Origin of the sequence: Acinetobacter sp. SwsAc2, from assembly GCF_013391465.1 — a bacterium.
Taxonomy (GTDB): domain Bacteria; phylum Pseudomonadota; class Gammaproteobacteria; order Pseudomonadales; family Moraxellaceae; genus Acinetobacter; species Acinetobacter johnsonii.
Genome location: NZ_JACBEZ010000015.1, coordinates 19,677 through 45,966, shown reverse-complemented (window position 1 = coordinate 45,966; position 26,290 = coordinate 19,677). Strand labels below are relative to the sequence as shown.

At 42.4% G+C, this 26,290-nt stretch carries 21 protein-coding genes; 14 read left to right on the top strand and 7 right to left on the bottom strand.

Annotated elements, in window-relative coordinates; genetic code table 11:
* Nucleotides 1-34: 34 nt before the first annotated feature.
* Nucleotides 35-2,074, top strand: coding sequence for an NAD-dependent DNA ligase LigA (ligA, locus tag HYI04_RS08545; RefSeq protein WP_010327397.1), 2,040 nt, complete (start codon nt 35-37; stop codon nt 2,072-2,074).
* A 356-nt stretch (nt 2,075-2,430) separates the two neighbouring features.
* Here ligA and HYI04_RS08540 read toward each other — a convergent pair whose 3' ends face one another.
* Nucleotides 2,431-3,498, bottom strand: a complete 1,068-nt coding sequence (locus HYI04_RS08540; RefSeq protein ID WP_010327396.1) for an aldehyde reductase — start codon at nt 3,496-3,498, stop codon at nt 2,431-2,433.
* 274 nt (nt 3,499-3,772) lie between these two features.
* Here HYI04_RS08540 and HYI04_RS08535 point away from each other — a divergent pair, with 274 nt between their 5' ends.
* The 5 genes from HYI04_RS08535 (at nt 3,773) to bfr (ending at nt 8,907) form a co-directional block, all read left to right on the top strand.
* A complete protein-coding gene (locus HYI04_RS08535) occupies nt 3,773-5,914 on the top strand; it encodes a TonB-dependent siderophore receptor (protein ID WP_010327395.1) in 2,142 nt (713 codons plus the stop codon).
* Nucleotides 5,915-5,987: 73 nt separating this feature from the next.
* On the top strand, nt 5,988-6,260 hold the full coding sequence (locus tag HYI04_RS08530) for a hypothetical protein (RefSeq protein ID WP_155115400.1): 273 nt from the start codon (nt 5,988-5,990) through the stop codon (nt 6,258-6,260).
* Complete coding sequence (locus HYI04_RS08525) at nt 6,244-6,537, top strand: hypothetical protein (protein ID WP_058870177.1); 294 nt, start codon at nt 6,244-6,246, stop codon at nt 6,535-6,537. Before HYI04_RS08530 ends, HYI04_RS08525 begins: the two co-directional genes overlap by 17 nt.
* Before the next feature lie 3 nt (nt 6,538-6,540).
* Nucleotides 6,541-8,172 carry a PepSY domain-containing protein gene (locus tag HYI04_RS08520; protein ID WP_010327392.1) on the top strand — a complete coding sequence of 544 codons (1,632 nt, stop codon included), beginning with the start codon at nt 6,541-6,543 and terminating at the stop codon, nt 8,170-8,172.
* A 270-nt stretch (nt 8,173-8,442) separates the two neighbouring features.
* Entirely contained in the window at nt 8,443-8,907 is a 465-nt protein-coding gene (gene bfr / locus HYI04_RS08515) for a bacterioferritin (RefSeq protein WP_004695301.1), read from the top strand.
* Nucleotides 8,908-9,008: 101 nt separating this feature from the next.
* Here the strand turns inward: bfr and HYI04_RS08510 are convergent, their stop codons facing one another.
* Nucleotides 9,009-9,578, bottom strand: a complete 570-nt coding sequence (locus tag HYI04_RS08510; RefSeq protein WP_029575099.1) for a peroxiredoxin — start codon at nt 9,576-9,578, stop codon at nt 9,009-9,011.
* A 154-nt stretch (nt 9,579-9,732) separates the two neighbouring features.
* Between HYI04_RS08510 and HYI04_RS08505 the strand changes: the two genes are divergently transcribed.
* The 5 genes from HYI04_RS08505 (at nt 9,733) to bioD (ending at nt 14,486) form a co-directional block, all read left to right on the top strand.
* Entirely contained in the window at nt 9,733-10,479 is a 747-nt protein-coding gene (locus HYI04_RS08505; RefSeq protein ID WP_010327390.1) for a hydrolase, read from the top strand.
* A gap of 105 nt (nt 10,480-10,584) precedes the next feature.
* Nucleotides 10,585-11,904, top strand: a complete 1,320-nt coding sequence (bioA, locus tag HYI04_RS08500) for an adenosylmethionine--8-amino-7-oxononanoate transaminase (RefSeq protein ID WP_010327389.1) — start codon at nt 10,585-10,587, stop codon at nt 11,902-11,904.
* On the top strand, nt 11,901-13,058 hold the full coding sequence (locus HYI04_RS08495; RefSeq protein ID WP_010327388.1) for an 8-amino-7-oxononanoate synthase: 1,158 nt from the start codon (nt 11,901-11,903) through the stop codon (nt 13,056-13,058). The genes bioA and HYI04_RS08495 overlap by 4 nt, the downstream gene beginning before the upstream one ends.
* A gap of 7 nt (nt 13,059-13,065) precedes the next feature.
* Nucleotides 13,066-13,845 carry a malonyl-ACP O-methyltransferase BioC gene (gene bioC / locus HYI04_RS08490; RefSeq protein ID WP_010327387.1) on the top strand — a complete coding sequence of 260 codons (780 nt, stop codon included), beginning with the start codon at nt 13,066-13,068 and terminating at the stop codon, nt 13,843-13,845.
* Nucleotides 13,842-14,486, top strand: a complete 645-nt coding sequence (gene bioD, locus HYI04_RS08485) for a dethiobiotin synthase (RefSeq protein WP_010327386.1) — start codon at nt 13,842-13,844, stop codon at nt 14,484-14,486. The genes bioC and bioD overlap by 4 nt, the downstream gene beginning before the upstream one ends.
* Before the next feature lie 72 nt (nt 14,487-14,558).
* Here the strand turns inward: bioD and HYI04_RS08480 are convergent, their stop codons facing one another.
* The 5 genes from HYI04_RS08480 to HYI04_RS08460 all read right to left on the bottom strand — a co-directional run bounded on the left by HYI04_RS08480 (nt 14,559) and on the right by HYI04_RS08460 (nt 19,875).
* Entirely contained in the window at nt 14,559-14,975 is a 417-nt protein-coding gene (locus tag HYI04_RS08480) for a biopolymer transporter ExbD (protein ID WP_004695313.1), read from the bottom strand.
* Between the two features lie 18 nt (nt 14,976-14,993).
* Nucleotides 14,994-15,419: a biopolymer transporter ExbD gene (locus HYI04_RS08475; protein ID WP_010327380.1), complete on the bottom strand. Its 426-nt coding sequence runs from the start codon at nt 15,417-15,419 to the stop codon at nt 14,994-14,996.
* An 18-nt stretch (nt 15,420-15,437) separates the two neighbouring features.
* A complete protein-coding gene (locus HYI04_RS08470; protein ID WP_010327379.1) occupies nt 15,438-16,319 on the bottom strand; it encodes a MotA/TolQ/ExbB proton channel family protein in 882 nt (293 codons plus the stop codon).
* A 34-nt stretch (nt 16,320-16,353) separates the two neighbouring features.
* On the bottom strand, nt 16,354-17,052 hold the full coding sequence (locus tag HYI04_RS08465; RefSeq protein WP_010327378.1) for an energy transducer TonB: 699 nt from the start codon (nt 17,050-17,052) through the stop codon (nt 16,354-16,356).
* A 141-nt stretch (nt 17,053-17,193) separates the two neighbouring features.
* Nucleotides 17,194-19,875, bottom strand: a complete 2,682-nt coding sequence (locus tag HYI04_RS08460) for a TonB-dependent receptor (protein WP_010327377.1) — start codon at nt 19,873-19,875, stop codon at nt 17,194-17,196.
* A gap of 754 nt (nt 19,876-20,629) precedes the next feature.
* Here HYI04_RS08460 and HYI04_RS08455 point away from each other — a divergent pair.
* The 3 genes from HYI04_RS08455 to HYI04_RS08445 are packed head-to-tail and all read left to right on the top strand — an operon-like array spanning nt 20,630 to nt 26,286.
* On the top strand, nt 20,630-22,420 hold the full coding sequence (locus HYI04_RS08455) for an ABC transporter substrate-binding protein (protein ID WP_165382158.1): 1,791 nt from the start codon (nt 20,630-20,632) through the stop codon (nt 22,418-22,420).
* A 17-nt stretch (nt 22,421-22,437) separates the two neighbouring features.
* Nucleotides 22,438-24,246, top strand: a complete 1,809-nt coding sequence (locus tag HYI04_RS08450) for an ABC transporter substrate-binding protein (protein ID WP_010327375.1) — start codon at nt 22,438-22,440, stop codon at nt 24,244-24,246.
* A gap of 24 nt (nt 24,247-24,270) precedes the next feature.
* Nucleotides 24,271-26,286 (top strand): M3 family metallopeptidase, encoded by a 2,016-nt coding sequence (locus HYI04_RS08445; RefSeq protein WP_010327374.1) that lies wholly within the window; start codon nt 24,271-24,273, stop codon nt 26,284-26,286.
* Nucleotides 26,287-26,290: the final 4 nt, after the last annotated feature.

Genomic DNA, 26,290 nt, shown 5'->3' with positions numbered 1-26,290 from the left:
CGGAACAAAGACCGCCCTTTTTTATGGTGAAATTATGACTCAAACTTCGACTGTCGTTGCGCAAATGCGTCAACTGATCCAAATTTTGGCACAGCATAATCATGCTTATTATGTGATGGATCAGCCGACTATTTTAGACAGTGAATATGATCAGCTTTTTCATCAGTTGAAAGCTTTAGAAGAACAATACCCTGAGTGTATTCAGCCAGATAGCCCGATCAATAAAGTCGGTGCTAAACCTTTGGCGAAGTTTACGAGCGTGACCCATGTGGTACCGATGCTGTCTTTAGGCAATGTGTTTAATCAAGAAGAACTTTTTGCCTTTGCACGCCGTGCAGAAGAACGTTTGCCGAATCAAACGATTCAATATGATGTCGAACTGAAGTTTGATGGTCTTGCGATTTCACTGTGGTATGAACAGGGTGTGCTGGTTCGTGGAGTGACGCGTGGTGATGGTGAGACAGGGGAAGACATTACCCAAAACGTCAAAACCATTCGTAACTTGCCGAAGGTGTTGACCACAAATCAGGGCGAAGTACCTACGCTACTGGAAGTTCGTGGCGAAGTTTTGATGCCTAAAGCAGGATTTGAAAAGCTCAATGCAGAAAATGAAGCCAAAGGTGAGAAGACTTTTGCCAACCCACGTAATGCCGCGGCTGGCAGTCTACGTCAGTTAGACCCGAATATTGCGGCTTCGCGTCCACTTGCATTTTATGCTTATGGTATTGCGCAGTGTGAACCAAATCATGGTCAAAGCACCATGTCGGAAAGTCTAGAGTGGTTGCAACAGTTTGGTTTTGCAGTTGGTGAGCGTCATTTTGTCTGCGATAGTATTCAAGAAGTCCAAGCTGTTTATGAGCAAATCAATGCGGAACGACCACAATTGAGTGTGGAAATTGACGGCATGGTGATTAAGGTCAACAGCCTCAAACAACAGCAACAGCTCGGCTTTTTAAGCCGAGAACCGCGTTGGGCAACGGCTTATAAATTCCCTGCGGTGGCTGCGCTCACCACGGTTGAAAATATTGACTGGCAAGTGGGACGTACAGGTACATTGACCCCTGTAGCGCGGTTGAATCCTGTCGCTGTCGGCGGCGTGACCGTTTCAAATGTGACCTTGCATAATATTGGAGAAATCCACCGCCTAGATGTGCGAATTGGCGATACTGTCAGTGTTTACCGTAGTGGTGATGTGATTCCCAAAGTGGAAAAAGTATGGCCTGAGTTCCGTCCTGTCGATGCCATTGAAGTTGAACTCCCGAGCCAATGTCCCGTGTGTGAATCGCCAGTGGTGATGCCCGAAGGTGAAGCTTTAGCACGTTGCTCAGGTGGTTTGTATTGTGCCGCACAGCGTATTGAGGCAATTCGCCACTTCGTGTCACGTAAAGCTCTTGATATTGAAGGTTTGGGAGATCGTTGGGTCGAATCACTGTTACATCTTGATCTGCTTAAAGATGTGGCTGATATTTATCACCTACACGAGCACCGAGAAAAGCTATTAACCATTGAAAAAATGGGTGAGAAGTCCGTTCAGAACTTGATTGATTCGATTGAAAATAGCAAGAAAACCACTTTGGCTGCATTTATTTATGCACTGGGGATTCGTGGGGTGGGTGAAACCACAGCACGTATGTTGGCCAATACTTTCCAAACTTTAGATGCGCTACGTGTCGCAGACATTGAAGCTTTAAAGAAAACCCCAGATGTAGGGGATATCACGGCGGAGTGGATTGTCGACTTTTTCCAAGCGCCGCATAATCTTGAAGTTTTAGACCGATTATTGGCGGCAGGTATTCACTGGGACGCGCCTGTGGCACCAAGTCGCCAGCCTCTAAATGGAGAAAGTTGGGTCGTGACGGGTACACTCAGTACGATGGGGCGTGATGAAGCAACACAGCTCCTACAAGCACTGGGCGCACGTGTCAGTGGTAGTGTGTCGAGTAAGACCAAGTGTGTTGTTGCAGGTGAAAAAGCAGGTTCAAAGCTGGATAAAGCAGAGAAGCTTGGGATTGCTGTGATTAATGAAGCTGAGTTTATTCAACTGATGAAAGATTATGGCCAGTTAGAGGCTTAGATTTTTGATTTGGATCAAAAAGATACTGTTCAGATAATTGCGTTCAGTTAAAGCACGACTAAAACGACTTTTAATGATGAGGGGTTCACAGCGGAGTCTTACGTATTCGCATCAAATGCTTGAAGTTCGTATGTTACTTTGGATTAGCCCAAAGTAACCAAAGGCATTAGTCATCAGCAAAACTCGTTCATTGCCATCAATGAATAAAATTGTCGCAGAAACAATTTTTTTCTAATGTAGTGTTGTCTCGAACAGTTGCTGATGACATTTCGTGTATCCCATACCTTCATAAATTTAGAAAAAGCATAATGCTCGTCAGTTATGAAATTGACTAGTACTATGCTTTTTATTTATTTTTAAGGAATATATTGCTTAATGACACCGTCATCGAGCAATTGTTGAAAGTGCTCAACCAAGCTTTCTTTGACATCTCGATACTCTAAACCCAATTCTTTTTGGCTCTTGTTCGCATCAAAATAAATCGGATAACCCATATTCAATTCAACAAACTCGCGGCTAAAACCAATGAATGGGCCAATCACCTTAAAAGCTGCTTTGGGAAGTTCATTTCGTGGAAATGGAAACTTCCAACCAAAATGTGCTTTAAGCAATTGACCGATTTCAAGCAGACTTAAAGTTCCACCACTTACAATGTAACGACCTGTTGCTTCTGGGTTGAATGCTGCTTGTAAGTGCGCTTCAGCAACATCTTGAACATCGACCACACCATTCCACATAGGTGGGACACCCGCTAAAGTCAAACCATTGGTAAACTGTTGTAAGACCTCAATTGAGCCTGACTGTGTATTTGGTGTCAATGAACGACCAAAGACCAACGCAGGGTTAATGCATACCAACTGCCAACGATCTTGTGCCTCAGCCATTTCCCAAGCTTTACGCTCAGCCATCACTTTAGAATATGGATACGGCTGATGGGTCTCAGAACTGCTGGTGTTCCAGTGACTTTCATCGAAAGAATTATGGTCTGTTTTTAAAATATCAATGGCATCGCCATAGGTCGACGCAATACTCGAAGTGACAATGACGCGTTTAACGGACTCGGTTTCATTTACGGTGTTTAAGACATTTTCTGTACCCAAAACAGCAGGTTCAATGATGTCTTTCACCGCATCCTTATAGTTAGTAACGACGAAAGGAGAGGCCATATGAAAGACAATTTCACAGCCTTGCATCGCTTCTTTAAAGGAATTGGGCTCGAGCAAATTGGCTTTAAAGAGTTTCAGTGTTCCAGCACTGCTGTCTGCAATTTTAGATAAATGCGCGAAGCTTTGGGTTTTGTTCAAGTCACGTACAGTGGCATGAACGGTATACCCTTGGGTTAATAATTTTTGAATCACCCAACTGGCAATATAACCCGATGCACCTGTAACCAGTACCGGTGCTTGTGTTGCTAAGTTTGTCATAGATTACCCATTGTTGTTTTAAGTATTGGCTTAGTGTAAACGTGAATGCCATGAAAGTCTTTGCCTATGGGGTGAACAGGTGTCTGACTTATGCGTCATTTTATAATACTGCACCAAACTGTATTGAAATTGAGCGAGTAAAACGTATTTTTTAGCAGTAATCTTAAATTTGTATTTTAGATCATATAGATAAGTCAAATGATAAAATACAATAAATAATGATAATTATTTTACATATAATAATGATTCTCATTAAAAATAAGCGTTGTTTAAAATGAAATCCTTCTCTAAGAAAATTCTTGCAAGCTCTGTTGGGCTTTTGATGATGGGTGGAGGCTGTTTACAGCTTGCTTTTGCAGAGGAGGTTTCAGTTTTACCTGCCTTAAAATCAGAAGCGCAATCACAACAAGGCTATGCCGATGGTAAATTGGCGAAGGCAGCTGACTTGGGTGCTTTAGGGAATAAGTCAACGATTGATACGCCATTTACGGTTTCTACTTATACAGAGCAACTGATTCGTGATCAACAAGCATCTACAGTGGGGGAAGTTTTAGAAAATGATGCCAGTATTCGTGCGACGACCAATCAAGGTCATTTAAACGAAAACTTCCAAATTCGTGGTTTTAGTGTCGGCTATGACGATATGGCTTACAACGGGTTATACGCTGTAGCTCCTATGGGACGTATACCAACAGATTTACTAGAATCGGTAACAGTATTGAAAGGACCGAATGCTTTGGTTGCAGGTATGGCACCAGCAGGAAGCGTTGGCGGAGTAGTGATTGCGAATTCTAAACGTGCCGATCAAGATCTAACACGTATTTCGACGTCATTAGAAGATGAGAGTTATTATAAAACCAATGTAGATGTTTCTCGTCGTTTTGGTGACCAAAACCAATTTGGAGTTCGTGTAAACGGCACATATGGAGACGGTGAGCATCTTATTGAAGGTATGGATGACCGTTTAGCACTGGGTTCGATTGCAGCGGACTATACGACCGATAAATTAAAACTAAACTTTGATGCTTATGCCATTCGTGAAAACCGTGATAATGGTTCACCTGCAATGGTCTCTATGCAAAAAACAGGCGTAGTTGCTGCACCAAAGGGGGATAGTAATTACTTTGATCAAATTCATGGGGAAACCTATAGCCGTTATGCGGGCTTAAATGGAGAATATAAATTCACCCCTGATACCAAAGTTTTTGCAGGTGTAGGTTATGTTGAAAAAGGTTATTCGGGTCATATTTTTGGTACGCGTATGATCTTGCAGAACAGTGCAGGTGATGCAACTTCGCAGTACTATCGAGTCGCATCTAAAGAAAATAACCTAAGTGGTAATACGGGTATTGAAACTAAATTCAATACAGGCGCCATTAAACATACCCTTGGGTTACGTGCAGATTATGTGCATCGCGAATACGATCAACACTCTCGTGCGACCAGTTCATCATTTACAACGAATCTTTATAATCCTAACTCGAACGGGACAATGCCAACGACCTATCCAACAGTTGTACCTTATGAAGATGATAAATTCATGAGTTATACCTTGACGGATCAAATTTCAATGTTGGATGACAAATTTCAGTTGATTTTGGGTGCTCGTTATCAAGATATGCAGTTGGAAAGTCTCACTACAGATGTGAAATACGATGAAAATAAGCTTTCACCAAGTTTAGGCATCGTAATCAAACCGTTTGGAGAAAATTTATCTTTTTATGCAAGTTATGTTGAAGGTTTATCAAAAGCAGACTCAGTAACTTCTACCGCGGATGTGAATGAAGGAAAACTATTTAAGCCTTACGAAACGAAGCAATATGAAGTGGGGACAAAGTATCAAGCTGGTTCTTGGTTAAATAGCTTGGCACTTTATCAAATTGAAAAACCGACTCTGATCACAACAGCTTTGGCGACAGCGGTTAATGGTAATACACAGATCACTGAAGATGGTGGGGAAAGTCGATCACGTGGTATTGAATGGTCCTTCTCAGGGAATGTGACTGAGGACTTAAGTCTACTGGGAAGCATGGCTTATATTGATGCTGAATATACAAAAGGTTCTACAAGCACCACTGATATTTCAGGCAATACGATTTATGGTGTGCCCGACTTTACTGCCTCATTAGGCTTGGATTATGCCGTACCTGTGATAGATGGTTTAAATGTTAATGCTCGGGCTAACTATGTTAGTGAACAATATTTAGATAGTTTGAATACCTATAAACTTCCTGACTATACTATTCTCGATGTTGGTGCGCGCTATAAAACAAAACTGGGTGGTGTAAACACGACTTTCTTAGCCAATGTAGATAACGTGACAAATAAAAAATATTGGGAAGGTGTGTTCAATTCTTACTATGCAACGGTTGGTGGTGCACGTACCTATAAACTTGGCGTCACTTTCGATTTCTAATTTTACTGAACAGCCCATTGCGATGCAGTGGGCTTTTTTATGTCTGAATGCTGCCTCATTTAAGTTGAACGCAATGATGAAATTTCTCGGTTTACTCCTGTGCTGTGGTGGTTGTGTGCTGCTGTATTTGACCCATCCTAACCAAACGGTTCTTAAACAGACTGTGGCGAAAAAGTATCGTTGGGTCGGGTGGATTGGTTTTGTTTTGGCATTGACTCTTTTACTGGCGGTATTACCAAAACTGGTGGCGGTGTTGATGTGGTTACTGATGCCATTGGTGTTGTGGTCAGCACTACCATTTCTTCCTTTATTACATGGGGCTTTGACGCATGAGGTTACTACGTGATCAAAAGATACAACCTGACTGGTGGACGAAAAGCTTTGCAGGAGCAGTTCTTGGACTCAGCCTAGCTTTCGCTTTAGCTGCATTAATCACAATGTGGGGACTGCAATCTGAGTATCGTAGTCTTGCTCCACAGTTAGGTATGTGGTCGATTCCTTGGATTTGGCTACCACTCTTTTTCGTGGCCTATTTTATTCCACGCGGATGGCAGTCCATTGTGATTTATCTGTTTTTCAATGTTGTGGCTTACACACTCATATTTTGGCTCAGAGGAGAATAGGGCATGAAGGTACGTACAGATATTCTCCGACTGGCCAAAGAGTTACATACATGGGTGGGGATTTGTGCAGGCATTCTCTTGTTCATTTGCTTTTTTGCAGGTGGGCTGAGTATGTTTCAGCATGATTTGAGTAAGTGGGCAACGCCGCCGCAACAAAGTCTAAATACGGTTGAACTCCATCAGTACAACGATTTGGTGTCACAGGTACAGCAGCAGTATCCTGAAGCGCAAAAAAGTTTCCAGATCAATTTAAACTCCAAAGAGTTTCATTATGCCCCGATTCAGTGGCAACCTGCGCAAAGTCAAGCACATGATGATCATGCCTTTGATACCGATCAAAGCGCGATGTTGGCGACACTGAAACCAGATGGCACTTTACAGGTTGAACAAGAAAACTTATCTAAACTGGGTTGGTTGATTGAACAACTGCACGAAACGGCAGGCATTCCAGGGATGCTTGGGCACCATACACTCGGTGTTTATGTGATGGGTGTGGTATCCGTCTTATACTTTTTAGCGCTAATGACAGGTTTGATCATCCTCTTGCCGACGTTGGTCAAAGACTATTTTGCGATACGGCAAGGTAAGAACAAAAAACGCTTTTGGCTCGATGCGCATAATGTGATTGGCATTACCAGTTTACCGTTTCATATTTTGATTAGTGTGACGGTAATTGTTTTTGCATTTCATGATCTCTTTTATGATGGCTTGGGGCAGTTGGTCACCAAAGGTAAACCACTGTTTGAACGTCCCGCTGCGGTGCAGATTGTAGATCCAGTTCCTCAACTGGATGTTGAAAAAATACTCTTACAGGTACAGCAACAAGCACAGGGCTATGAGGTCTCGTCTGTAAGCTTTAACAATCTAGACCAACCCGCCAAGGCATCGGCACGCGTCAGTTTATATAGTCCAGATCAGATGTTACGTGGAGATAACTTCGACGTGATGTTTTTCAATCCTTACCAGCCTGCACCCTATAGTACAGACAATTTAAATACCCAAAGTTCTGGTCTAGATCAATTGATTCGATCGATGTTCAGTTTGCACTTTGGTAACTATGGCGGAGATTTTACCCGGTGGTTGTATTTGGCCTTGGGGCTGGGCGGAGCATTTTTATTTTACTCAGGCAATATTCTATGGATTGAATCGCGTGTAAAGCGACAAAAAAATCCAAATTTAGCACCACCTGCACAGCGTAAGGATGTGCAATTCATCGCAAACTTAACCATAGGCGCATGTTTGGGAGCGGTCTTTGGCATTGTTATGAGTATGTTGATCGGGCGCTGGGCCTATGTACTCAGTCCTGAACTACACAGCATCAACGCATGGTTTATGTATATCTATTATGCGATTTTTATTTTCAGCTTAATGCTGAGCTTCGTACTGGGTGGAGCACGGGCATTACCAACGTTATTGCTGTCGATTGTGATTGTTTTACTGCTCATGCCTTTGACTTCTGCTATCGCATTGCTCTTACCTGAGATTGGATTATGGTCATCTTCTTCCTCTTTATGGTGGGTTGACGTCTTTGCTATTATTTTTGCTGGGTTATTTTTCTGTTTTTATCGCCAAGCTCAGGCCCGAGTCCAGTCCGCAGAAGTGGGGTCTCTTTGGTCCGTTGCTCAGAAAAAATGAAAGATTGTGCACCGTTCCAAGGTTGAAATAAGAAGCATTTTTAATGGTTACAAAATGAAGCACAGGGCGGTTCAAGCCTAAAAAGCCTTTGCAAAAAGGATAAAGTTTTGCAAAGGCTTCTTTTATAACTATTATTTTGATGACTCATACTGCAAATGCGTATGTTTCTCATTTTAATTTTATAAAAATCATAAACTTACATAATTTATCTTTTGCAAAGTGAATTAAATGTGTCCATAATAGTTGCATTAGAGAATGGAGATTTTGAAAATGCGTGGCAATCCTGAAGTCGTAGACTACTTAAATATGTTGATCGGTGGAGAATTGGCTGCACGCGATCAATATCTCATTCATTCACGTATGTATGAAGATTGGGGTTTGAGCAAAATCTTTGAACGTATTGATCATGAAATGCAAGAAGAAGCACAACATGCAGATGCGATTATTCGCCGTGTTTTGTTTTTGGAAGGCACACCAAATATGCAACGTGATGACGTTGAAATTGGTGAAGATGTGGTTTCATGCTTAAAAGCCGATTTAAAGCTTGAATATCATGTACGTGAAAAATTAGCGCAAGGCGTAAAATTGTGTGAAGAAAAGGGTGATTACATTACCCGTGATATGTTACGTCAGCAAATGTCAGATACCGAAGAAGACCATACTTATTGGTTAGAAAAACAATTACGTTTAATTGAATTGATTGGTCTGCAAAACTACATTCAGTCTCAAATGTAAGAGATGCCAGCTACCAGTTTTATGTAAAGGTGGCATGTGTATTTACATACTGAGTAATCAAAAAGCCTTCGAATCAATGTCCGAAGGCTTTTTTGTATGGGTTATTTTTTAGAGAACTTTTGAATATCTGCTAATACTTGTCCTGCATGGGTTTGGGTATTCACACTGCTGTAGTGATAGACCACCGTACCTTGTGGGTCAATCAGAAAGGTTTCACGTTTCGCAATTTTCGCGATGCCCAAGTTCCGCACGATGCCGAGTTGATTTGCCAGTTGATGATTGTTATCAGCCAAAATAGGGAAATTCAGTCCCAACTTTTTAGAAAATTTTTGATGCGACTGTACATCGTCCAAACTCACGCCTAAGACCACCGCATTATTTTTGCTAAATTGTGGGTAGAGTGCTTTAAACTGATTGGCTTCTTGGGTGCAGCCCGGCGAGTCATCCTTCGGATAAAAATATAACACCACCCATTTGCCTTGATATTGTTTGAGCTCATGCCATTTGGCATTTTGATCTTGTAACTTAAAACTCGGTGCGGGCTTGCCTACCCATTGTTTTTGGTCTGATGAAGCGCTTGAAAAAGCTGGTGCTGCATAAGTGGCGCTACTGATGGCACAGAAACTACCTAGCGAAATTAAGCTAATCGTTGCCATTTGCATTATTTTCATTGTGTAGGCTGTCCAGAAATGTATTTCATTGATCTTAGCAAATTTTAAGGCACTAAAGTGCTGAGATTCTGGTGTCTAAATCTGAATTATTTATTTAAATTTACTGTTCATTCAAAGGGCTTGCTTTGCAACGGAGTCTGAGGTTTTATACTGTTTGAAATTTACAGTTTTAGAGTCTGCATTGAATCAACGTATTTTACTCATCACGGGCTGGGGTGGTGGGACCAAGTTACTGCAACCTTTGTCTCATGCTTTGCAGCATAAAGGCCATTCGGTTGAGCTGATCAATATTTTTAATGGATTGGATACACAGGCGTTGCAGCAACATGCTGAACAAGCCAAAGATTTTGATATCATTATCGGTTGGTCTTTGGGGGGGCAACTGGCGACTTTATTGATCGATGCTGTTGAACAGCAGTATCAACAGCAAAAAGTATTAATTACTCTGGCTTCAAATCCGTGCTTTGTGGCGCATGAAAACTGGCCAACCGCGATGAGTCCAGCGACATTTAAAAGCTTTAAACAATCCTTCGAAGCAGATGCGATTGCAACCTTAAAGAAATTTGGATTTATGGTATGCCAAGGGACGGCAACCACCAAGCAAGATTTTTTGCAGTTGCAAAGTTTGATTCAGCCTCAGTCTTTAGATCTGTTAAAACAGGGACTCAATTGTTTAGAGCATTTAAATACGGTTGAGATCTTACACAATTATACGGGGCATCAACTCCACCTGCTGGCTAAACAAGATTTTTTAGTTAGCTACAAAGTCTTGGATAATTTAAAAGCTTTGGGTGCAAATTTTTTAGATGCGGTGCTTTTAAGTGGTTCACATGGACTTCCAGTTTTTCATGCCGATGAAGTAACTGACAAAATCTGCCAATATTTACAAAAAATGGATTAAACAATTCGCTGAGTGGCGAATATCGCAATTTCTTTTTGATGCGCGCAGGTTTAAGATCAGTCAAATTGAAATTTTGCTGTAACTGTAGTCGATATGGAGTTAAGGATGACTGAGATCAATGCCAAATTGGATGGTGAGTTGGATGACTTAGCATTTGATCGGGAACATATTTGGCATCCTTATACCTCGATGACCAATCCGCTCCCCACGTTTAAAGTTAAAAAAGCCTTTGGTTCAACCATTGAGTTAGATGATGGTCGTCAGCTGATTGATGGGATGTCTTCGTGGTGGTGCACCATACACGGCTATAACCACCCTGAACTGAATCAGGCCGTGACAGATCAGCTGCAAAACATGTCGCATATTATGTTTGGTGGTTTTAGCCATGATCCTGCCATTCAACTGGGCAAATTACTGTTGCAAATCACCCCACCAAGTTTAGATAAAATTTTCTATGCAGACTCGGGTTCTGTTGCGGTTGAAGTGGCGTTAAAAATGGCAGTTCAGTATTGGACTTCGCTTGGGAAACAAGACAAAACTAATTTTGTCACCCCGCGTTCGGGCTACCACGGTGATACATGGAATGCGATGTCGGTCTGTGATCCTGTCACAGGGATGCATCAAATTTTTGGTTCAAGTTTACCCAATCGTATTTTTGTTCCTGCACCGCAAGTTGCCTTTGATGCAGCATGGAATCAGGATGATATCCGTGAACTTGAAAACACCTTAGCAACACAGCATGAAAGTATCGCCGCGCTGATTATTGAGCCGATTGTTCAGGGTGCAGGAGGGATGCGTTTTTATCATCCTGAGTATTTACGGCAGGCCAAATTGCTCTGTGAAAAATACAGCGTTTTACTGATTTTTGATGAAATTGCGACGGGTTTTGGGCGTACGGGGAAACTTTTTGCTTGGGAGCATGCACAGGTCGAACCAGACATTATGTGTATGGGTAAAGGTTTAACAGGCGGCTATATGACCTTGTCTGCAACCTTAACCACAAAGCATATTGCTGAAATCATCAGTCGAGGCGAAGCGGGTGTGTTTATGCACGGCCCAACGTTTATGGCCAACCCCTTGGCGTGTGCGGTGGCGGCGAAAAGTACAGAACTCCTGATCTCACAAGATTGGCAAAGCAATATTCAACGCATTGAAACACAACTTCATACCGCTTTGACCCCGTTGCAGTCACTTGAATATGTTCATGAAGTTCGTGTATTGGGTGCCATCGGTGTGGTTGAGCTGACGTTTAATGTGGATATGAAAACCTTGCAACAGGAGTTTGTCCGCCGTGGTATTTGGGTGCGACCCTTTGGAAAACTGGTTTATGTGATGCCTCCTTATGTGATTACCTCACAGGAACTCAAGACCTTACTTGAGCAATTGGTTGAAGTGGTGGTGCAGATGCAGGAGCCTGTTGTATGAAGCATGTAGAACATTTTGCAGCACAACTGGATGTACTTAAACAGCAAGGCAATTTGCGCCAGTTTACGTCTAATGTGCAGCAAGGGCGGATGATTCGAATCCATGATCATGAGATGTTGAATTTGGCATCGAATGACTATCTAGGATTGGCTGCAAATATCGAATTACGTGAACAGTTTTTCGATGAAACACCGAATACACAGCGCTGGATGAGTTCAGCCTCTTCACGTTTATTGACGGGTAATTTTCCGGAATATGAACAGTTTGAAGCAAGCCTAAGTCGGGCTTTTCATGGTCGTGCTGCTTTGGTATTCAACAGCGGCTATCACATGAATATTGGTATTTTACCTGCGCTAGCGGACAGTAAAACCCTAATTCTGGCTGATAAATTAATTCATGCCAGCATGATTGATGGTATTCGTTTATCGACTGCGAAGCTGGTACGTTATCGCCATAATGACTTGGCACATTTGACTCAACTTTTACAGAAGTATCATACCGATGATACTTTTGAGCGAATCATTGTGGTGACGGAGTCCATTTTTAGTATGGATGGTGACGAAACTGATTTGGCTGAATTGGTTCGCATCAAAAAACAGTTTGAAAAAGTCATGCTCTATGTCGATGAAGCACATGGTATTGGTGTGCGTGGTGAGCAAGGTTTGGGCTGTGCCGAGCAATATCAAGTGATTGATGACATTGACTTTTTGGTTGGTGCTTTGGGTAAGGCTATGGCTTCAATCGGTGGCTATCTGATTTGTCACCCTGTGATTCGAGACTATCTCATCAATACTATGCGCCCATTGATTTTTAGTACGGCACAACCGCCGATATGCATGGCGTGGAGCAACTTTATCTTGCAACAAGTCTTGCGGTTAAAGACTGCACGACAGCATTTGCATAGTATCAGTCAGACCTTACAGCAAGCAGTTCAGGCCAAAGGTTTTGATTGTCCATCAACGTCTCAAATTGTCCCTGTGATCATCGGTGATTCGAGCAAAACGGTAGAGAAGGCGAAAGCTTTGCAACAAGCAGGTTTTTATATTATGCCTGTACGACCACCGACTGTGCCGCAGCATAGTTCTAGACTACGTATTTCCTTGACCGCTCAAGTTCGCCATACTGATTTAGATCAGTTGATTCAGTTGTTGTGAGTGAGTCGTGAAGAATTTAGAGATTGATAAAGCACAAGTCGCATTGCGCTTTGCTCAGGCAGGGCAAAGCTACAGTGAACATGCGGTTGTGCAAAAACAAATTGCACGCCGGCTTTTTAATTTAATCCAACGTCATGCTGCTAAAACGCAATTTGAGCGGGTGTTTGAAATTGGTTGTGGTTCAGGCAATTTAAGCCATCTTCTGCTGAACGATTTCCAAATTCAGCACTATTTACTGAATGACTTATATGCTGAGGTGCAGCAGCACTTTCAGGGTTATTCAAATATAGACTGGTTATTGGGCGATATTGAACAGCTTGTTTTTCCAGCTCATTTAGAACTGATTGTATCGACCTCTGCACTGCAGTGGATGACGAATCTTGATGCTGTTTTTCAGAAAGCGAATGACAGTCTGCTTCCACAAGGTCTATTTTGTTTTTCCACCTTTGGCGAGCGGAACTTACAAGAGATTAAGACTTTAACGGGGCAAGGTTTAGATTATGTCAACCTCGATCAACTACGGGAAAAATTGCAAAACCAAGGCTTTGAAGTTCTGCATTTGTCTGAACAAATTGAGTACTTAGACTTTGCGACACCGAAACAGGTACTGCAACATTTAAAAGCCACAGGTGTCACGGCAACTGCATCGAGCTTTCGTTGGACCAAGCACTCGCTTGAACGCTTTTATCAAGATTATCGACAATTTTCACAACTCGATACATCAGGACAGATTCATTATCGCCTGAGTTATCACCCTATTTATTGTATTGCACGGAGAATGCCATGACTGGATCAGTTTACTTTATCAGTGGAATCGATACAGGCATTGGGAAAACCTATACCACGGGCTACTTAGCCAAGCTTTGGAATGAACAAGGCCAAAAAACCATTACCCAAAAGCTAGTGCAAACGGGCAATGTTGATGTTTCTGAAGACATTGAACAGCATCGTAAAATTATGGGTATGGGCTGGTTTCCAGAAGATGACAGTAAGCTGACCATGCCTGAAATTTTTAGTTATCCTGCATCGCCACATTTAGCGACTAAAATTGATGGTCGTGAGATTGATTTTGCAAAAATCGAGCGTGCTACTCAGCAGCTGGCTGAAAAATATGAGGTGGTGTTGTTAGAAGGTGCGGGTGGTTTGATGGTGCCTTTAACCACAGATTTGCTTAGCATTGACTATATTGCAACCAAGCAACTGCCTGTAATTTTGGTGAGTTCGGGGCGTTTGGGCAGTATTAACCATACTATTTTAAGTTTAGAAGCACTGAAAAGTCGTGGTTTAGAGCTTTACGCTTTAGCCTATAACCTAAATGATGAATCTCAAGATGAACTCATTTCTAAAGATACTGCGACCTATTTAAAAGCTTATTTGGCGACACATTTTCCGCAAGCATTGTGGATCGACATCCCCGTATTGAAGTAATTCGTAGAGTCATTAAAAAAGAAAAAAACCGCTAACAGCAAAAGTTGTCAGCGGTTTTTTTGACGGTTTTATTTATTGATTACTCACGACTCCAATTTTTTTCACATCAAGGCGTTGGGCTGCGGCCATGACCATCGCAATGTATTTATATTCCGTTGCGCGGTCAGCTTTGAGTTTAATTTGGTCTTGATCTGCTTTTTGAGCAACGGTTTGAAACAAGGCTTCGAGCGCTTGTTTGGACTCCACAGCTTGTTCATTCCAAAACATTTTGCCTTGAGCATCTAAGCGTAGTTCCACGATTTCAGGTGGTTTTTCCTGAACTGGTGGTGGTGTGCCATTCGGGAGGTTGATATTAATGGCGTTGTTTGGCAATGGAATCGTGATAATGAACATAATCAGCAATACCAACATGACATCAATCAAAGGCGTCATGTTGACATCGAGCATGACATCTTCATCATCTTGATTGGAACCAACATTCATACCCATAGCTGAATCCTTCTTTGATTAAGGTGAAGAGGGCGGTGTGGTGACAAAGGCAATTTTGCCAATCCCCGCTTGCTGCGTGGTTGTAATGACTTGGTCAATCGCATCGTATGGCGTAAGTTGGTCACCACGAATGTGGACATCGGGCTGAGGTCTCTTTTGTGCCTCTGTCTGTAACCGAGAGAGTAATGTTGCTTTATCGGCAATGTAACTTTCATTCCAAAAAATATCGCCATTTTTATTGACTGCAAGTTGAATATTTTCAGGTTTGGTTTCATAAGGCACATTCCTTTCTTCAGGCAAATTGACTGGCACGGTATGAATCGCAACAGGCACTGTAATGAGGAAAATAATCAGTAAAACCAACATAATATCAACCAGTGGGGTGGTATTAATGGTTCCGATTACATCATCATCGCTGTCATTTGAATTTACCGTCATTCCCATGGCTGATTCCTCATGTTCTTATTTCATGTCACGGTTAACAGGATTGTTGGTGCTGATTTCACCACTTAACAACACCGCATGCAGGTCTGAACCGAAGGTACGAACTTCTTCCATCACGGCTTTATTCCGACGAGTTAACCAGTTGTAACCAAGCACTGCTGGAACAGCCACGGCTAAACCAATTGCAGTCATAATTAAGGCTTCACCCACAGGGCCTGCGACCTTATCAATAGATGCTTGACCCGATACCCCAATCGCGGTTAAAGCATGGTAAATGCCCCAAACGGTACCGAATAAACCCACGAAAGGTGCGGTTGAACCTACAGTTGCTAGAAAAGCCAGCCCACCACTTAAATGACTGTGAATTTTGTCGATAGCACGTTGAATCGAGATAGTGACCCAAGTATTAAAGTCAATACGCTCTAATAATGTTCCACCATGGTTTTTTGTCGACTTAATACCTTTTTCAGCGATAAAGCGATACACACTGGCATCATCTAAACCTTCAGTTGCAGTATCGAGAGAGGTTGCTTCCCAAAAGTTTTTATCGGCATTTTGGCCTTGTTTGCGAATTTTGCCTTGCTGTAAGCACTTGGTGATGATGATGTACCATGTCCCAATCGACATAATCACCAAAATAAACAGCGTCACTTTAGACACCAGATCACCTTCTTTCCACATTGCTTCTAAGCCATAAGGGTTATGTACTTTTTCTGAAGCAGAAGGTGCTTTCTCAGCTAAGGGTGGGGGAACAGGTGTTGCTGCTTTCTCAGTCGCAGTGACTGGTGTAGTCATTGTTGTAGTGGGCGCAGCGGTTTCCTCTGCGAAAACAGCTTGTAGAGGAAGTAATGTGCTCATTCCAAGTAGGCTTGCTGCGGTAAAGTTTTTTAAATTTTGCATTGTGTAACTCCTAATGTCGGCTGATCTTTTTCAATTATTCGAGAACAAATTCGTATGGGATGTCGAACCAAGCGCTTTGAGCTACGCCATCTTTCATTGCAGGTTTAAATGTGCACAAGCTATACGCTTTCGTTGCTGCTCGGTCTAAAGTACGGTCACCTGTTGAGCGTTTCACTTTGACTTCTTGCGCCTTACCATTGGTATCGACAAAGACCGAAATCAGTACGGTGCCAGAAATGCCACTCATCTCTGCTTCGCGTGGATAGCTTGGTGCTTTGCATCCAGCTTCACCTTCCGATACTCCACGTGTAACACCTGTGGGTTTGGGTGCAGGTGATGGAGTAGCGGCAGTCGGTGACGGAATTGGAGATGGGCTTGGAGAAGGCGATGATGCAACTGGCGTCGGCGTGCTTATCGTCGGTTTAGTGACGGGTGTAGCAACTGTTTTTTGCACTGGGACTACTTTTTCTACAGGTTTGGGGTCAGGCTGCTGCGCTACTTTTTCCACCATTTTCGGTGGCTCTGGTGGAACTTCTTTAGGTGGTTCAGGCTCAGGTGGCTTGATATCTTGCAGAATGACCAATTCCACAGGTTCGGTTGAGGGTTTAACAATATCTTTTGCCAAACCTGCCATTAGCACCAAGCCAACAAGAACATGTAAGAAAATCACAACGCCAATACCTGTGAGTTTTTTGGCGGAGTTTTTTTCTAAATCTTCAAATGTAGTGCCCATAGTTACTCCTAAAATTTAAGCCAAATCTACTTTTTAAAAGCATTGGATTGCACTTGGGAAAATCCATATATATCTGGTTAAAGTTGAGCATGTATAAACATCACCACAGATTGAATACTTCAATCTGTGGCTCAGATCCGCTTAGAACGTATATGTACCTCTTACATAGAAAGTACGTCCTGTTGGGTCGCTGTAACGTGGGTCATAGCCGTATTGGAAGTTATCGAGAACATTCGATGCAGCAGGTTCTTCATCAAATAGGTTTTTGATGCCACCCGTTAGGGTTAAGTTTTTGAAACCTTTATAGGTGCCTGCAATGTTGTAGAGGGTATAGTCGGGGACTTTGTGATTATCAAAGCCTTCTTCACCTGTTGCATTTTGGTCGTGATAGCCTCGGAAAAATTGCTGTTCAAAGACCAATTTCCAGTCTTCATAGCTCCAGTTGATGTTTGCGGTATGTTTCCAGCGCAGTACTGCAGGGTCATCATAAACGCCCACTAAGCCCTCCCAGTCTCCATCTTTTTCTTCTTGGTAGTCATTTTTGATGACATAGGTTCCATTAATTCCAAAGCCAAACCGACCTGTTGATGTCATAGGAGTCAGGTAGTCTAAGCTAATGTCGATCCCTTCTGTTTTGATGCCACCTGTATTCATTAAAGTGGTATTGATGTATTGGATACGACCATCTGCATCTCGCACAAAGCGATCTGCATATTTGGTTGGATCTTCGAAAATGGAGGTTTCACCCGTTAAGCCAATAAGATTCTCAATTTCGATATTGTAGTAATCGACTGCTAAGACTAGGTTCTTAAGGGGCTCAAAAACAAAGCCTGCTGTAAATGTGGTTGATTCTTCGGGCTGAAGCTCAGAGTTACCACCTTGCATACGCTTAAACTGGGTATTACATTCTGTTTGATATTGCGGTGAAGTTGCTACGCCACCTGGACAGAGCACAGGGTCATCGTATTTTGCCCCCGTGTAAGTTTGGCTTTGCGGTGCATTAATTTCATATAAGCTTGGTGCACGGAAACCTGTACTGTAAGTACTTCGGAACATTAATTGCTTTAAAGGTTCCCAGCGTAAACCCACTTTCGGGTTGAAGGTGTCGCCAAAGTCACTGTAGTCATCATAACGTGCTGCAAGTTGCGCTTCTAAAGTTGAGGTAATCGGAATTTGTAGCTCTGAGAAAACGGCTGTAATGTCGCGGTCACCCTTACTGATAGGTTTGTCAGGGTCAATGCCACTACCTGGGACAAGTCGAACAAGATCTGAGTTTACCTTTGCTTCCCAGTCTTGTGTGGTAAAGCTACCACCGAAGGCAAAGCCCACATCACCCGCAGGAAGTGTGAAAATTGGACGGCTGATCGTAAAGTCAAAGGTGGTGGAGTCTAAGGTCGCATCATTGGTCGTACCGCTGACTTCTAATGAACTCCAAACACTTGAATCCGCTGAAGGACCAAAGGGGTTAATGGTACCGTTATCTAGTCCTTCTTGTAGTTGACTACGATTTAAATAGCCACTAACGAAACTGTCCTTTGCTTTACCTTTTGCATAGGTCACGCCGCTGTCGATGTTCCAGCCATATGCTTCACCTTCAATCCCTGCAAAAATACGATGTGATTCATTGGTTGTCTTAGAAACACGGTTACCTGCTTGTGAGCGTAGGTAGAGTTGTAAAGGATCACCACTTAAACCGGGAACAGCAGGAGTGATACTTTCACCTGGATAGTATTGGCTTCCTTTGGGAAGTGTCACAGATCGGCTATAGACATCGGGTGCGATTGAGGTAGTGACTTCATTTTTTGCATATACATATTCAGCAATCGCGTTGAATTGGTCACTGAGTTTGAACGTTGCACGCCCTAGTGCCGATAAGTCTTCTGTTTCTGGTTGAATACCAATCAAGGCTTGAGTGTTTAAAAAACACAGACCATCTTCCGCAACGACATTAGGAGTGTTATTACAGTTGGCATTACCGTAAGGATTGGCTAATACACCACTGGTTGGGTCATAGAAGTTAGCAGGAAAACCATTCGCAGAGCCAGCATCGATCCCTAATTCAGGTAAAAGCCCACCACGACGGCTAACTTTACGGTCTTTGGCCATAATTTCTTTAGACTTTTGGTAGCTGATTGCGCCATATACGTTAAAACCTTGTTCGTCTAAGTCGCCATAGCCACCAAAGATAGAGACATCGTATTCTTCCCCCCCTTTTTCTTCGGGTTTGAGTACACCGCTGCTGATACCGAAACCTTCATATTGTTTTTTTGTGATGAAGTTGATCACCCCAGCAATGGCATCTGCGCCATATACCGCGGATGCACCATCTCGAAGGACTTCAATTCGTTCAACCATTGCTAGAGGAATTGTATTGAGGTTGGTTTCAGAGGTACTAAAAGGGCTATAAGCCAAACGGCGGCCGTTTAATAATACTAAGGTTTTGTCTGGACCTAGGCCACGCAAGTTAGCTGTTGAACCAGAGGTATTACTTGCCCCCACGTTTTGCGCGGTTGTGTAACCCGCTTGGTTGGCACTGATTTTGGTTAAAGCTTCTTCGGCAGTTGTGACGCCTTGTTGCGCAAGCTCTTCAACTTTAATGACGGTAATGGGTGAAGAACTTTGAGCTGCAACTCCTTTGATAGAGGAGCCAGTGACAGTCACTTTAGCAACTTTTTTAGTTGGTTCTGCTGAGACTGAGCTTTCGGTTTCTTCTGCATGAGCTAAAGACAAACACATCATACTTAAAGTCAGGGTACTTAGTTTAAGTAGTGATTTGCTGATGGTTGGGGTCCCCATAGATCGAACAAGTTTGTTTTTTTGCATCGTAAATTCAACCCTTCTTTTTCTATATTTAGCGGTATTGCTGTGCTGATGGAGTGCAAGGCAAATGCCAACTTTCAGGGATAGACAAAAGACTGTGAATTAAGTTATTGGAAAATATTGTTTTATTTTATTATTTGTATGGATTTATGTAACTTTTTTTCATTTTTCTAGAATTTAAAAAATTAAAATGGCAAAAAATTACTTATAAATCGATTAAAAAATAATCATAAAAAGATTATTCATATAATAAGTGATCAAAAATGAGTCGTTATTTTTTGAATTTTTAATACAAAATCTTATTTGTAATTATACTGAAATTTTAATATTTATCTTTAATAAATAAATGCTTGTGATGTTTTATTTGGTTTTTTGTATTTCTTGTGATGTTCGAATTTGAATCATTGGTGTATTAAATCTGTGCAATAGTTTATTTAAATTGAATGTTTAAAAATAGCTACTAATTGGCAAAATGTTCCGATGTGAGTTGAGCCTCTCATTTATAACTAATTAATATCCATATATTTTTCTTACAAAATGTTAAATTAGAATGATAAAAAAATAGGCGTGGCATGATATTCGCTTTATTGCTGAGGTGAAGATTTGCCTATGACCGTTTTTTAAATTTTGATAATTAAAATTTAATTTATAAAACATGGGTTTATGTTTTAAGTTTTTGTCAGTGTTGTCTGAAAAATAAAACACTGACATTGAACATGGATGGCATGAGATCACCTTGCTTAAAAAAAAGATGTGTATAGGTATGAACTTGAATTCAAAAAAACTGAAGCTTGCTGCTTTATCCCTTGCGATGGGTTTTGGCTTTTCTGCCTATGCAAAGTCGCCTGCAGATCCAAACAAAGTATTAAATATTGCTTATGAAGCGCCTGATGATGGTTTTGATACGGTTAAAACCTATAATTTTTATAGTGGTAGTATTGCCCAAGCCATTTTTGAACCACTTTTAAAATACGATTATTTGGCGCGCCCCGCTCAATTGGTTCCAAATACAGCAGTGGCGATGCCAAAAATAGAACAAGAGGGCAAAGTCTATATCTTTAAAATTCAGCCCAATATTTATTTTAGCGATGATGCGGCCTTCAAAGGCAAGCCGCGAGAGTTGGTGGCGCAGGATTATATTTATTCCATGATGCGGATTATGGACCCGAAAAACCGCTCACCGACCTATTCATTTATTGAAGGCAAAATTGTCGGTGGCGATGCTGCTGTTGCTCAAGCCAAGAAAACAGGCCAGTTTAATTATGATGCCGCGATTTCGGGTTTAAAAGCCCTCGATAAATACACACTACAAATCACATTGACCCGTCCTGACTATAACTTTCCCTATATCTTAGCCTATGCCACATTTAGTGGAACAGCGCGGGAAGTGGTGGAGTTTTATGGGGATCGAATTGCGCAGCATCCAGTGGGGACAGGGCCTTATCAACTGAGTAAATATGTACCGCGGAGTCGTATTGAACTGGTGGCCAACCCGAAATATCGTGGTTTTACATGGAACTTTAAATCTACAGGTTCGAGTTGGGACAATCGTCTGGTCAAGGAGATGCAAGGCAAAAAAATGCCGCAAATCGGCAAAGTCAGCGTCAGTATTATTGAAGAAGAACAGTCTCGCTGGCTCGCGTTCAAATCGGGACAACTCGATTTTGACAAACTGACTTCCAATGCGGTACCACAGGCTTTAAATGGTAAGCAACTCAAACCTGAACTGGTCAAGCAAGGCATTCAACATTTTCCCAATAAAGACGCTGAAATCACCTATACCATGTTTAATATGCAAGACCCTACAGTGGGTGGTTTTGGGCTTGAAAAAGTTGCATTAAGACGTGCGATTAGTCTGGCTTATAACCAAGCAGAAGCCATTAAACAACTGTATAAAGGGCAGGCGGTGAAGTCGGAGATGTTGGTGCCTGAGGGGGTACAAGGCTTTAATCCGAATTATCGGAGTAGCGTGGCCTATAACCCACTCTTGGCGAATAAATTACTGGATCGTTTCGGTTATAAGAAGGGAGCAGATGGTTACCGTCGACTACCGAATGGTCAGCCTTTAACGCTCAAGTTTATGACTGAAAACAGTTCCAGTTCGGTGATTCAATCTGAACTGTGGAAGAAAAATTTAGATGCGATTGGTCTGCGTGCTGACTTTGTGGTGAGTAACTTTGCTGACAATTTAAAAGCAGCGATGCAATGTAAATACATGATCTGGGGCGGGGCTTGGATTGCGGACTATCCTGAAGGGGAAAACTTTGCCCAACTGCTGTATGGGCCCAATTCGGCTCAGGGCAATCTCAGTTGCTACCAGTCCAAAGCCTATGATGCACTTTATACGCAGGCTATGGCCTTACCACCTCCTCAGCGTTTGCCATTTTATGAAAAACTCAGTCGTCAAATTGAGGCCGATAATCCATGGATTATTCATAACAGTCGTATTCGAAATTGGTTGTTACATCCACAAGTTCAGGGTTTTAAAGCACATCCGATGATGAACACCAATTGGCAGTATTTGGATATTCAGCCCATAAAAAAATAATTGAGATGTAGAAAATAATGAGAGATCTAAATCAGAAATTGAAACGATGGGGTTTGGGGATTTTGGCAGGCAGCATTCTGCTGAGTAGTTCAGTTTCCAGTTTTGCACAAAGCCCTGCCGACCCGAAAAAAGTTTTACGTTATGTTTTTCCTGTGGCTGAAACAGGCTTTGACCCTGCGGGCGTGCATGACTTGTACTCGGCCCATGTTAATGGATCGATTTTTGAAACGTTGTTTACCTATGATTATTTGGCCTCACCTGCGAAATTGGTACCACGAACAGCTGCGGCTTTACCCGAGGTGAGCCCGGATGGATTGACCTATACCATTCGTTTGCAAAAGGGGATTTATTTTGCTGCAGACCCAGTGTTTAAAGGTAAAAAGCGTGAGCTGACTTCGGCTGATTATGTGTATACCTTTAAGCGTTTACTGGATCCGAGTTTGCATTCACCCAACAGTTGGTTATTTGATGGGCGAATCTTAGGGATGGAGGCTTTGCTGAAACAGGCGAAGAAAACGGGAAAATTCAATTACGACCAATCTGTCGCGGGCTTGCAAACACCAGACCGTTATACCTTGGTTATTCGCCTGACCAGCCCAGATCAGAACTTTCCAATGTTGCTTGCGCATCAGCCTGCAGGCGCGGTTGCACGGGAAGTTATCGAAAAATATCGTGACAAAGCGGGTTTTGTGATGGGGCATCCAATAGGAACGGGGCCATATATGCTCAGTCGTTGGACGCCGGGTTCGCGGATTATTTTAAAGGCCAATCCTGATTTCCGAAGTTTTGTTTGGAACTTTAAAGCCAGTACGCCTGAGGACCAAAAGATCGTCAAAGCCATGCAAGGCAAAAAGATGCCGCAAATTGGCGAGATTGATATTCAGGTAATGGAAGAGGGGCAATCACGCTGGTTGTCTTTTATTAAAGATGAAGTGGATTTGTTTGCCTTAGATGGTGAGTTGACGGTTCAAGCCTTGCAAAATGGAAAACTAAAACCGGAATTGGTCAAGAAAGGCGTACAGCTGTCACGGATCACCGATCCTTCGATTGACTATCATTATTGGAATATGCAAAACCCAATAGTCGGCGGCTTAAGTAAAGATAAAATTGCCCTGCGCCGTGCCATGGCGATGGCATTTTCAGCCGATAACTACATCAATATTTTACAAAAAGGCGATTCGCAAAAACTGCAAGCACCGATTCCAAGTGGTGTGGTGGGCTACGATCCCAATTATCGAAGCAGTATTCCTTACTCAGTCAAAGCGGCAAATTTATTGTTAGATCGTTATCACTATAAAGTAGCTGCGGATGGTTGGCGTACTCAGCCGAATGGGAAACCTTTGGTGATTGAGATGACGCTTTCGGGTAATAATTTACGCAGTCAACAACAGGCCGAGTTTTGGAAGAAAACTTTAGACAGTATCCAAATCAGAATGACCACCAAGTCGATGCCTTTTGCTGAGGCTTTGAAATTAGAAAAACAATGTAAAACCATGTTTAAAGCATCAGCATGGATTGCAGACTACCCAGATGCAGATAACTTTATGCAGCTGTTTTATGGCAAGAACATCAAGATCACCAACAATGGCTGCGTCAAAATTCCTGAATATGACCACCTATATGAACAAGCCCAAAAGATGATACCGAGCCCAGAGCGCGATGCAATCTACGCCAAAATGTCGCGTCTGCTAGAGGTGTATATGCCTGTGCAGGTGATTGGTGCGCGTTACCGTAATATCTTGGCACAACCGCGTGTGATTGGTTTTAAAAAGCATCCCATACTGCCCGCAGAGTGGATGTATATCGATATTGATTTGAAGAAATAGAAATTAAACAAAACTGGAGTCATGATGAAAAAGCAACATTTTAAATTCACTGCATTGTGCATGTTGGGCCTAGGGATGAGTCAGATGGCTTTGGCGGAAACAGCACCGCGCCAAACATTACCCAGCTTTCAAGCCAAAGACATCCCTACAATGTGTAATGCCAAAATTGCGGATGTGAAAAAGCAACTTAAAACGTTTGAAAATAAGCCCCTTAAAAACGAAACGGCGGCAGCGCCTATATTGGCTGAATGGGATCGTATTTTTGCATCATTTGAAGATTTTTACGGCCCGATTGGTCTGTATAGCAATGTTGACCCTGATGAAGCACTGCGTAAAGCGGCTGAAGACTGTGAAATTAAAATTAGCCAATTCCAAACCGATGTGTATCAGAATCCAAAGCTATATCAACAAATTAAGAAAATTAAAATTGCTGATCCGATTGAAGCCAAGTTCCGTGAAGATATTTTGGAGGGCTTTGAAAAAACTGGGATACAGCTTTCAGCGGATAAACAAGCACGCTTAAAAGCGATTTTTGATGAACTGGCAAAAATTGAACAAGAGTATGCGCGTAATGTACGTGATAATCCTGAAAAACTCGAATTTAGCCTTGATGAGCTAAAAGGCCTGCCACAAAGTTATATCGACGGCTTAAAGAAAAATGACAAAGGCAATTATTTACTCGGTTTTGAGTATCCCGATTATCGTCCTTTTATGGAGTTGGCAGATAACGATGATGCACGTAAGCGTTATCAAATTGCATTTACCCGACGTGGCGGTGAGAAAAATCTGGCGCTGCTGAAGCAAGCCATGGACTTACGTTATGAGTTAGCCAAACTGTTTGGTAAGTCCAGTTATGCCGAGTGGGTACTGAAAAGTCGTATGGCGAAAACCCCTGAAACCGTGAATAAATTCTTGGCAGAGGTACATGCTACCGTAGCACCCCTAGAGAAAAAGGAAGTCCAAACTCTACGTGAGTTTAAAGCGCGAAGTTTAAATATTCCTGTTGAGCAAGCTAGTATTGAGCGTTGGAGCGAAGCATATTGGAGTGAAAAATTACGCAAAGCCAAGTATCAGGTCGACCAAGAACAGCTACGTCAGTATTTTCCAACGCAAGCCTCTCAAGACTGGCTATTTGCCATTTCTGAAAACCTGTATGGCATCAAGTTTAAGCCTGCCAAAGTCGAGGTTTGGCAAGATGAAGTGGAATATTACGATGTGACCGATGCCAAAACAGGGCAACTGCTCGGTGGTTTATATATGGATAAATTTCCACGTAAAGGCAAATATGGACATGCTGCTGTGTGGGGTGTTTATGGCGGAAGTAGCCTAACAGGGCGCAAACCAATTTCAGCACTGGTCACTAACTTTAACCGCAATGGTTTAAATAGCGATGAGTTAGAAACTTTTGTACATGAGTTTGGTCATGCGTTGCATGGCATTTTATCTAACACACGTTTTTCATCTCAGTCAGGAACTTCAGTTGAACGAGACTTTGTCGAAGCCCCGTCACAAATGTATGAGGAATGGGCACGACGCAAAGAGACTTTGTCAAAGGTGGCGGACTACTGCAAACCTGACTGCCCACGTGTGGATGATGCGCTGATTGCCAAACTCAATGCCGTGCATAGTTATGGGCGTGGTTTGCATTATGCTCGTCAGACGTTGTATGCGCAGTATGACATGGCGCTACATGGCAGTGATGCACGAGAGGTTCAGCCCTTAAAGGTTTGGGAAAAAATGGAAGGGGAAACGGCTTTGGGTTATGTTCCAACCACCGAGTTTCCGGGGCAGTTTGGTCACATCATGGGCGGTTATCAAGTCGGGTATTACGGTTATATGTGGTCAGAAGTGATGGCGTTGGACATGCTTTCAGCCTTTGGTGATAACTTAAATAACCCTGAAGTGGGACAGCACTATCGTCAAACCATTTTGTCCCAAGGTGGTCAAAAACCTGCCAAAGCATTGGTCAAAGACTTTTTGGGTCGTGAACCTGATAACAAAGCCTTTTTCGATGAAATTACCGGTCAACGGGTGAAATAAGGGG

Coding starts and splice junctions, on each gene's coding strand:
- ligA (WP_010327397.1), top strand. CDS start 35: ATGACTCAAACTTCGACTGTCGTTGCGCAAATGCGTCAACTGATCCAA.
- HYI04_RS08540 (WP_010327396.1), bottom strand. CDS start 3,498: ATGACAAACTTAGCAACACAAGCACCGGTACTGGTTACAGGTGCATCG.
- HYI04_RS08535 (WP_010327395.1), top strand. CDS start 3,773: ATGAAATCCTTCTCTAAGAAAATTCTTGCAAGCTCTGTTGGGCTTTTG.
- HYI04_RS08530 (WP_155115400.1), top strand. CDS start 5,988: ATGATGAAATTTCTCGGTTTACTCCTGTGCTGTGGTGGTTGTGTGCTG.
- HYI04_RS08525 (WP_058870177.1), top strand. CDS start 6,244: ATGAGGTTACTACGTGATCAAAAGATACAACCTGACTGGTGGACGAAA.
- HYI04_RS08520 (WP_010327392.1), top strand. CDS start 6,541: ATGAAGGTACGTACAGATATTCTCCGACTGGCCAAAGAGTTACATACA.
- bfr (WP_004695301.1), top strand. CDS start 8,443: ATGCGTGGCAATCCTGAAGTCGTAGACTACTTAAATATGTTGATCGGT.
- HYI04_RS08510 (WP_029575099.1), bottom strand. CDS start 9,578: ATGAAAATAATGCAAATGGCAACGATTAGCTTAATTTCGCTAGGTAGT.
- bioA (WP_010327389.1), top strand. CDS start 10,585: ATGACTGAGATCAATGCCAAATTGGATGGTGAGTTGGATGACTTAGCA.
- HYI04_RS08495 (WP_010327388.1), top strand. CDS start 11,901: ATGAAGCATGTAGAACATTTTGCAGCACAACTGGATGTACTTAAACAG.
- bioD (WP_010327386.1), top strand. CDS start 13,842: ATGACTGGATCAGTTTACTTTATCAGTGGAATCGATACAGGCATTGGG.
- HYI04_RS08480 (WP_004695313.1), bottom strand. CDS start 14,975: ATGGGTATGAATGTTGGTTCCAATCAAGATGATGAAGATGTCATGCTC.
- HYI04_RS08475 (WP_010327380.1), bottom strand. CDS start 15,419: ATGGGAATGACGGTAAATTCAAATGACAGCGATGATGATGTAATCGGA.
- HYI04_RS08470 (WP_010327379.1), bottom strand. CDS start 16,319: ATGCAAAATTTAAAAAACTTTACCGCAGCAAGCCTACTTGGAATGAGC.
- HYI04_RS08465 (WP_010327378.1), bottom strand. CDS start 17,052: ATGGGCACTACATTTGAAGATTTAGAAAAAAACTCCGCCAAAAAACTC.
- HYI04_RS08460 (WP_010327377.1), bottom strand. CDS start 19,875: ATGCAAAAAAACAAACTTGTTCGATCTATGGGGACCCCAACCATCAGC.
- HYI04_RS08450 (WP_010327375.1), top strand. CDS start 22,438: ATGAGAGATCTAAATCAGAAATTGAAACGATGGGGTTTGGGGATTTTG.
- HYI04_RS08445 (WP_010327374.1), top strand. CDS start 24,271: ATGAAAAAGCAACATTTTAAATTCACTGCATTGTGCATGTTGGGCCTA.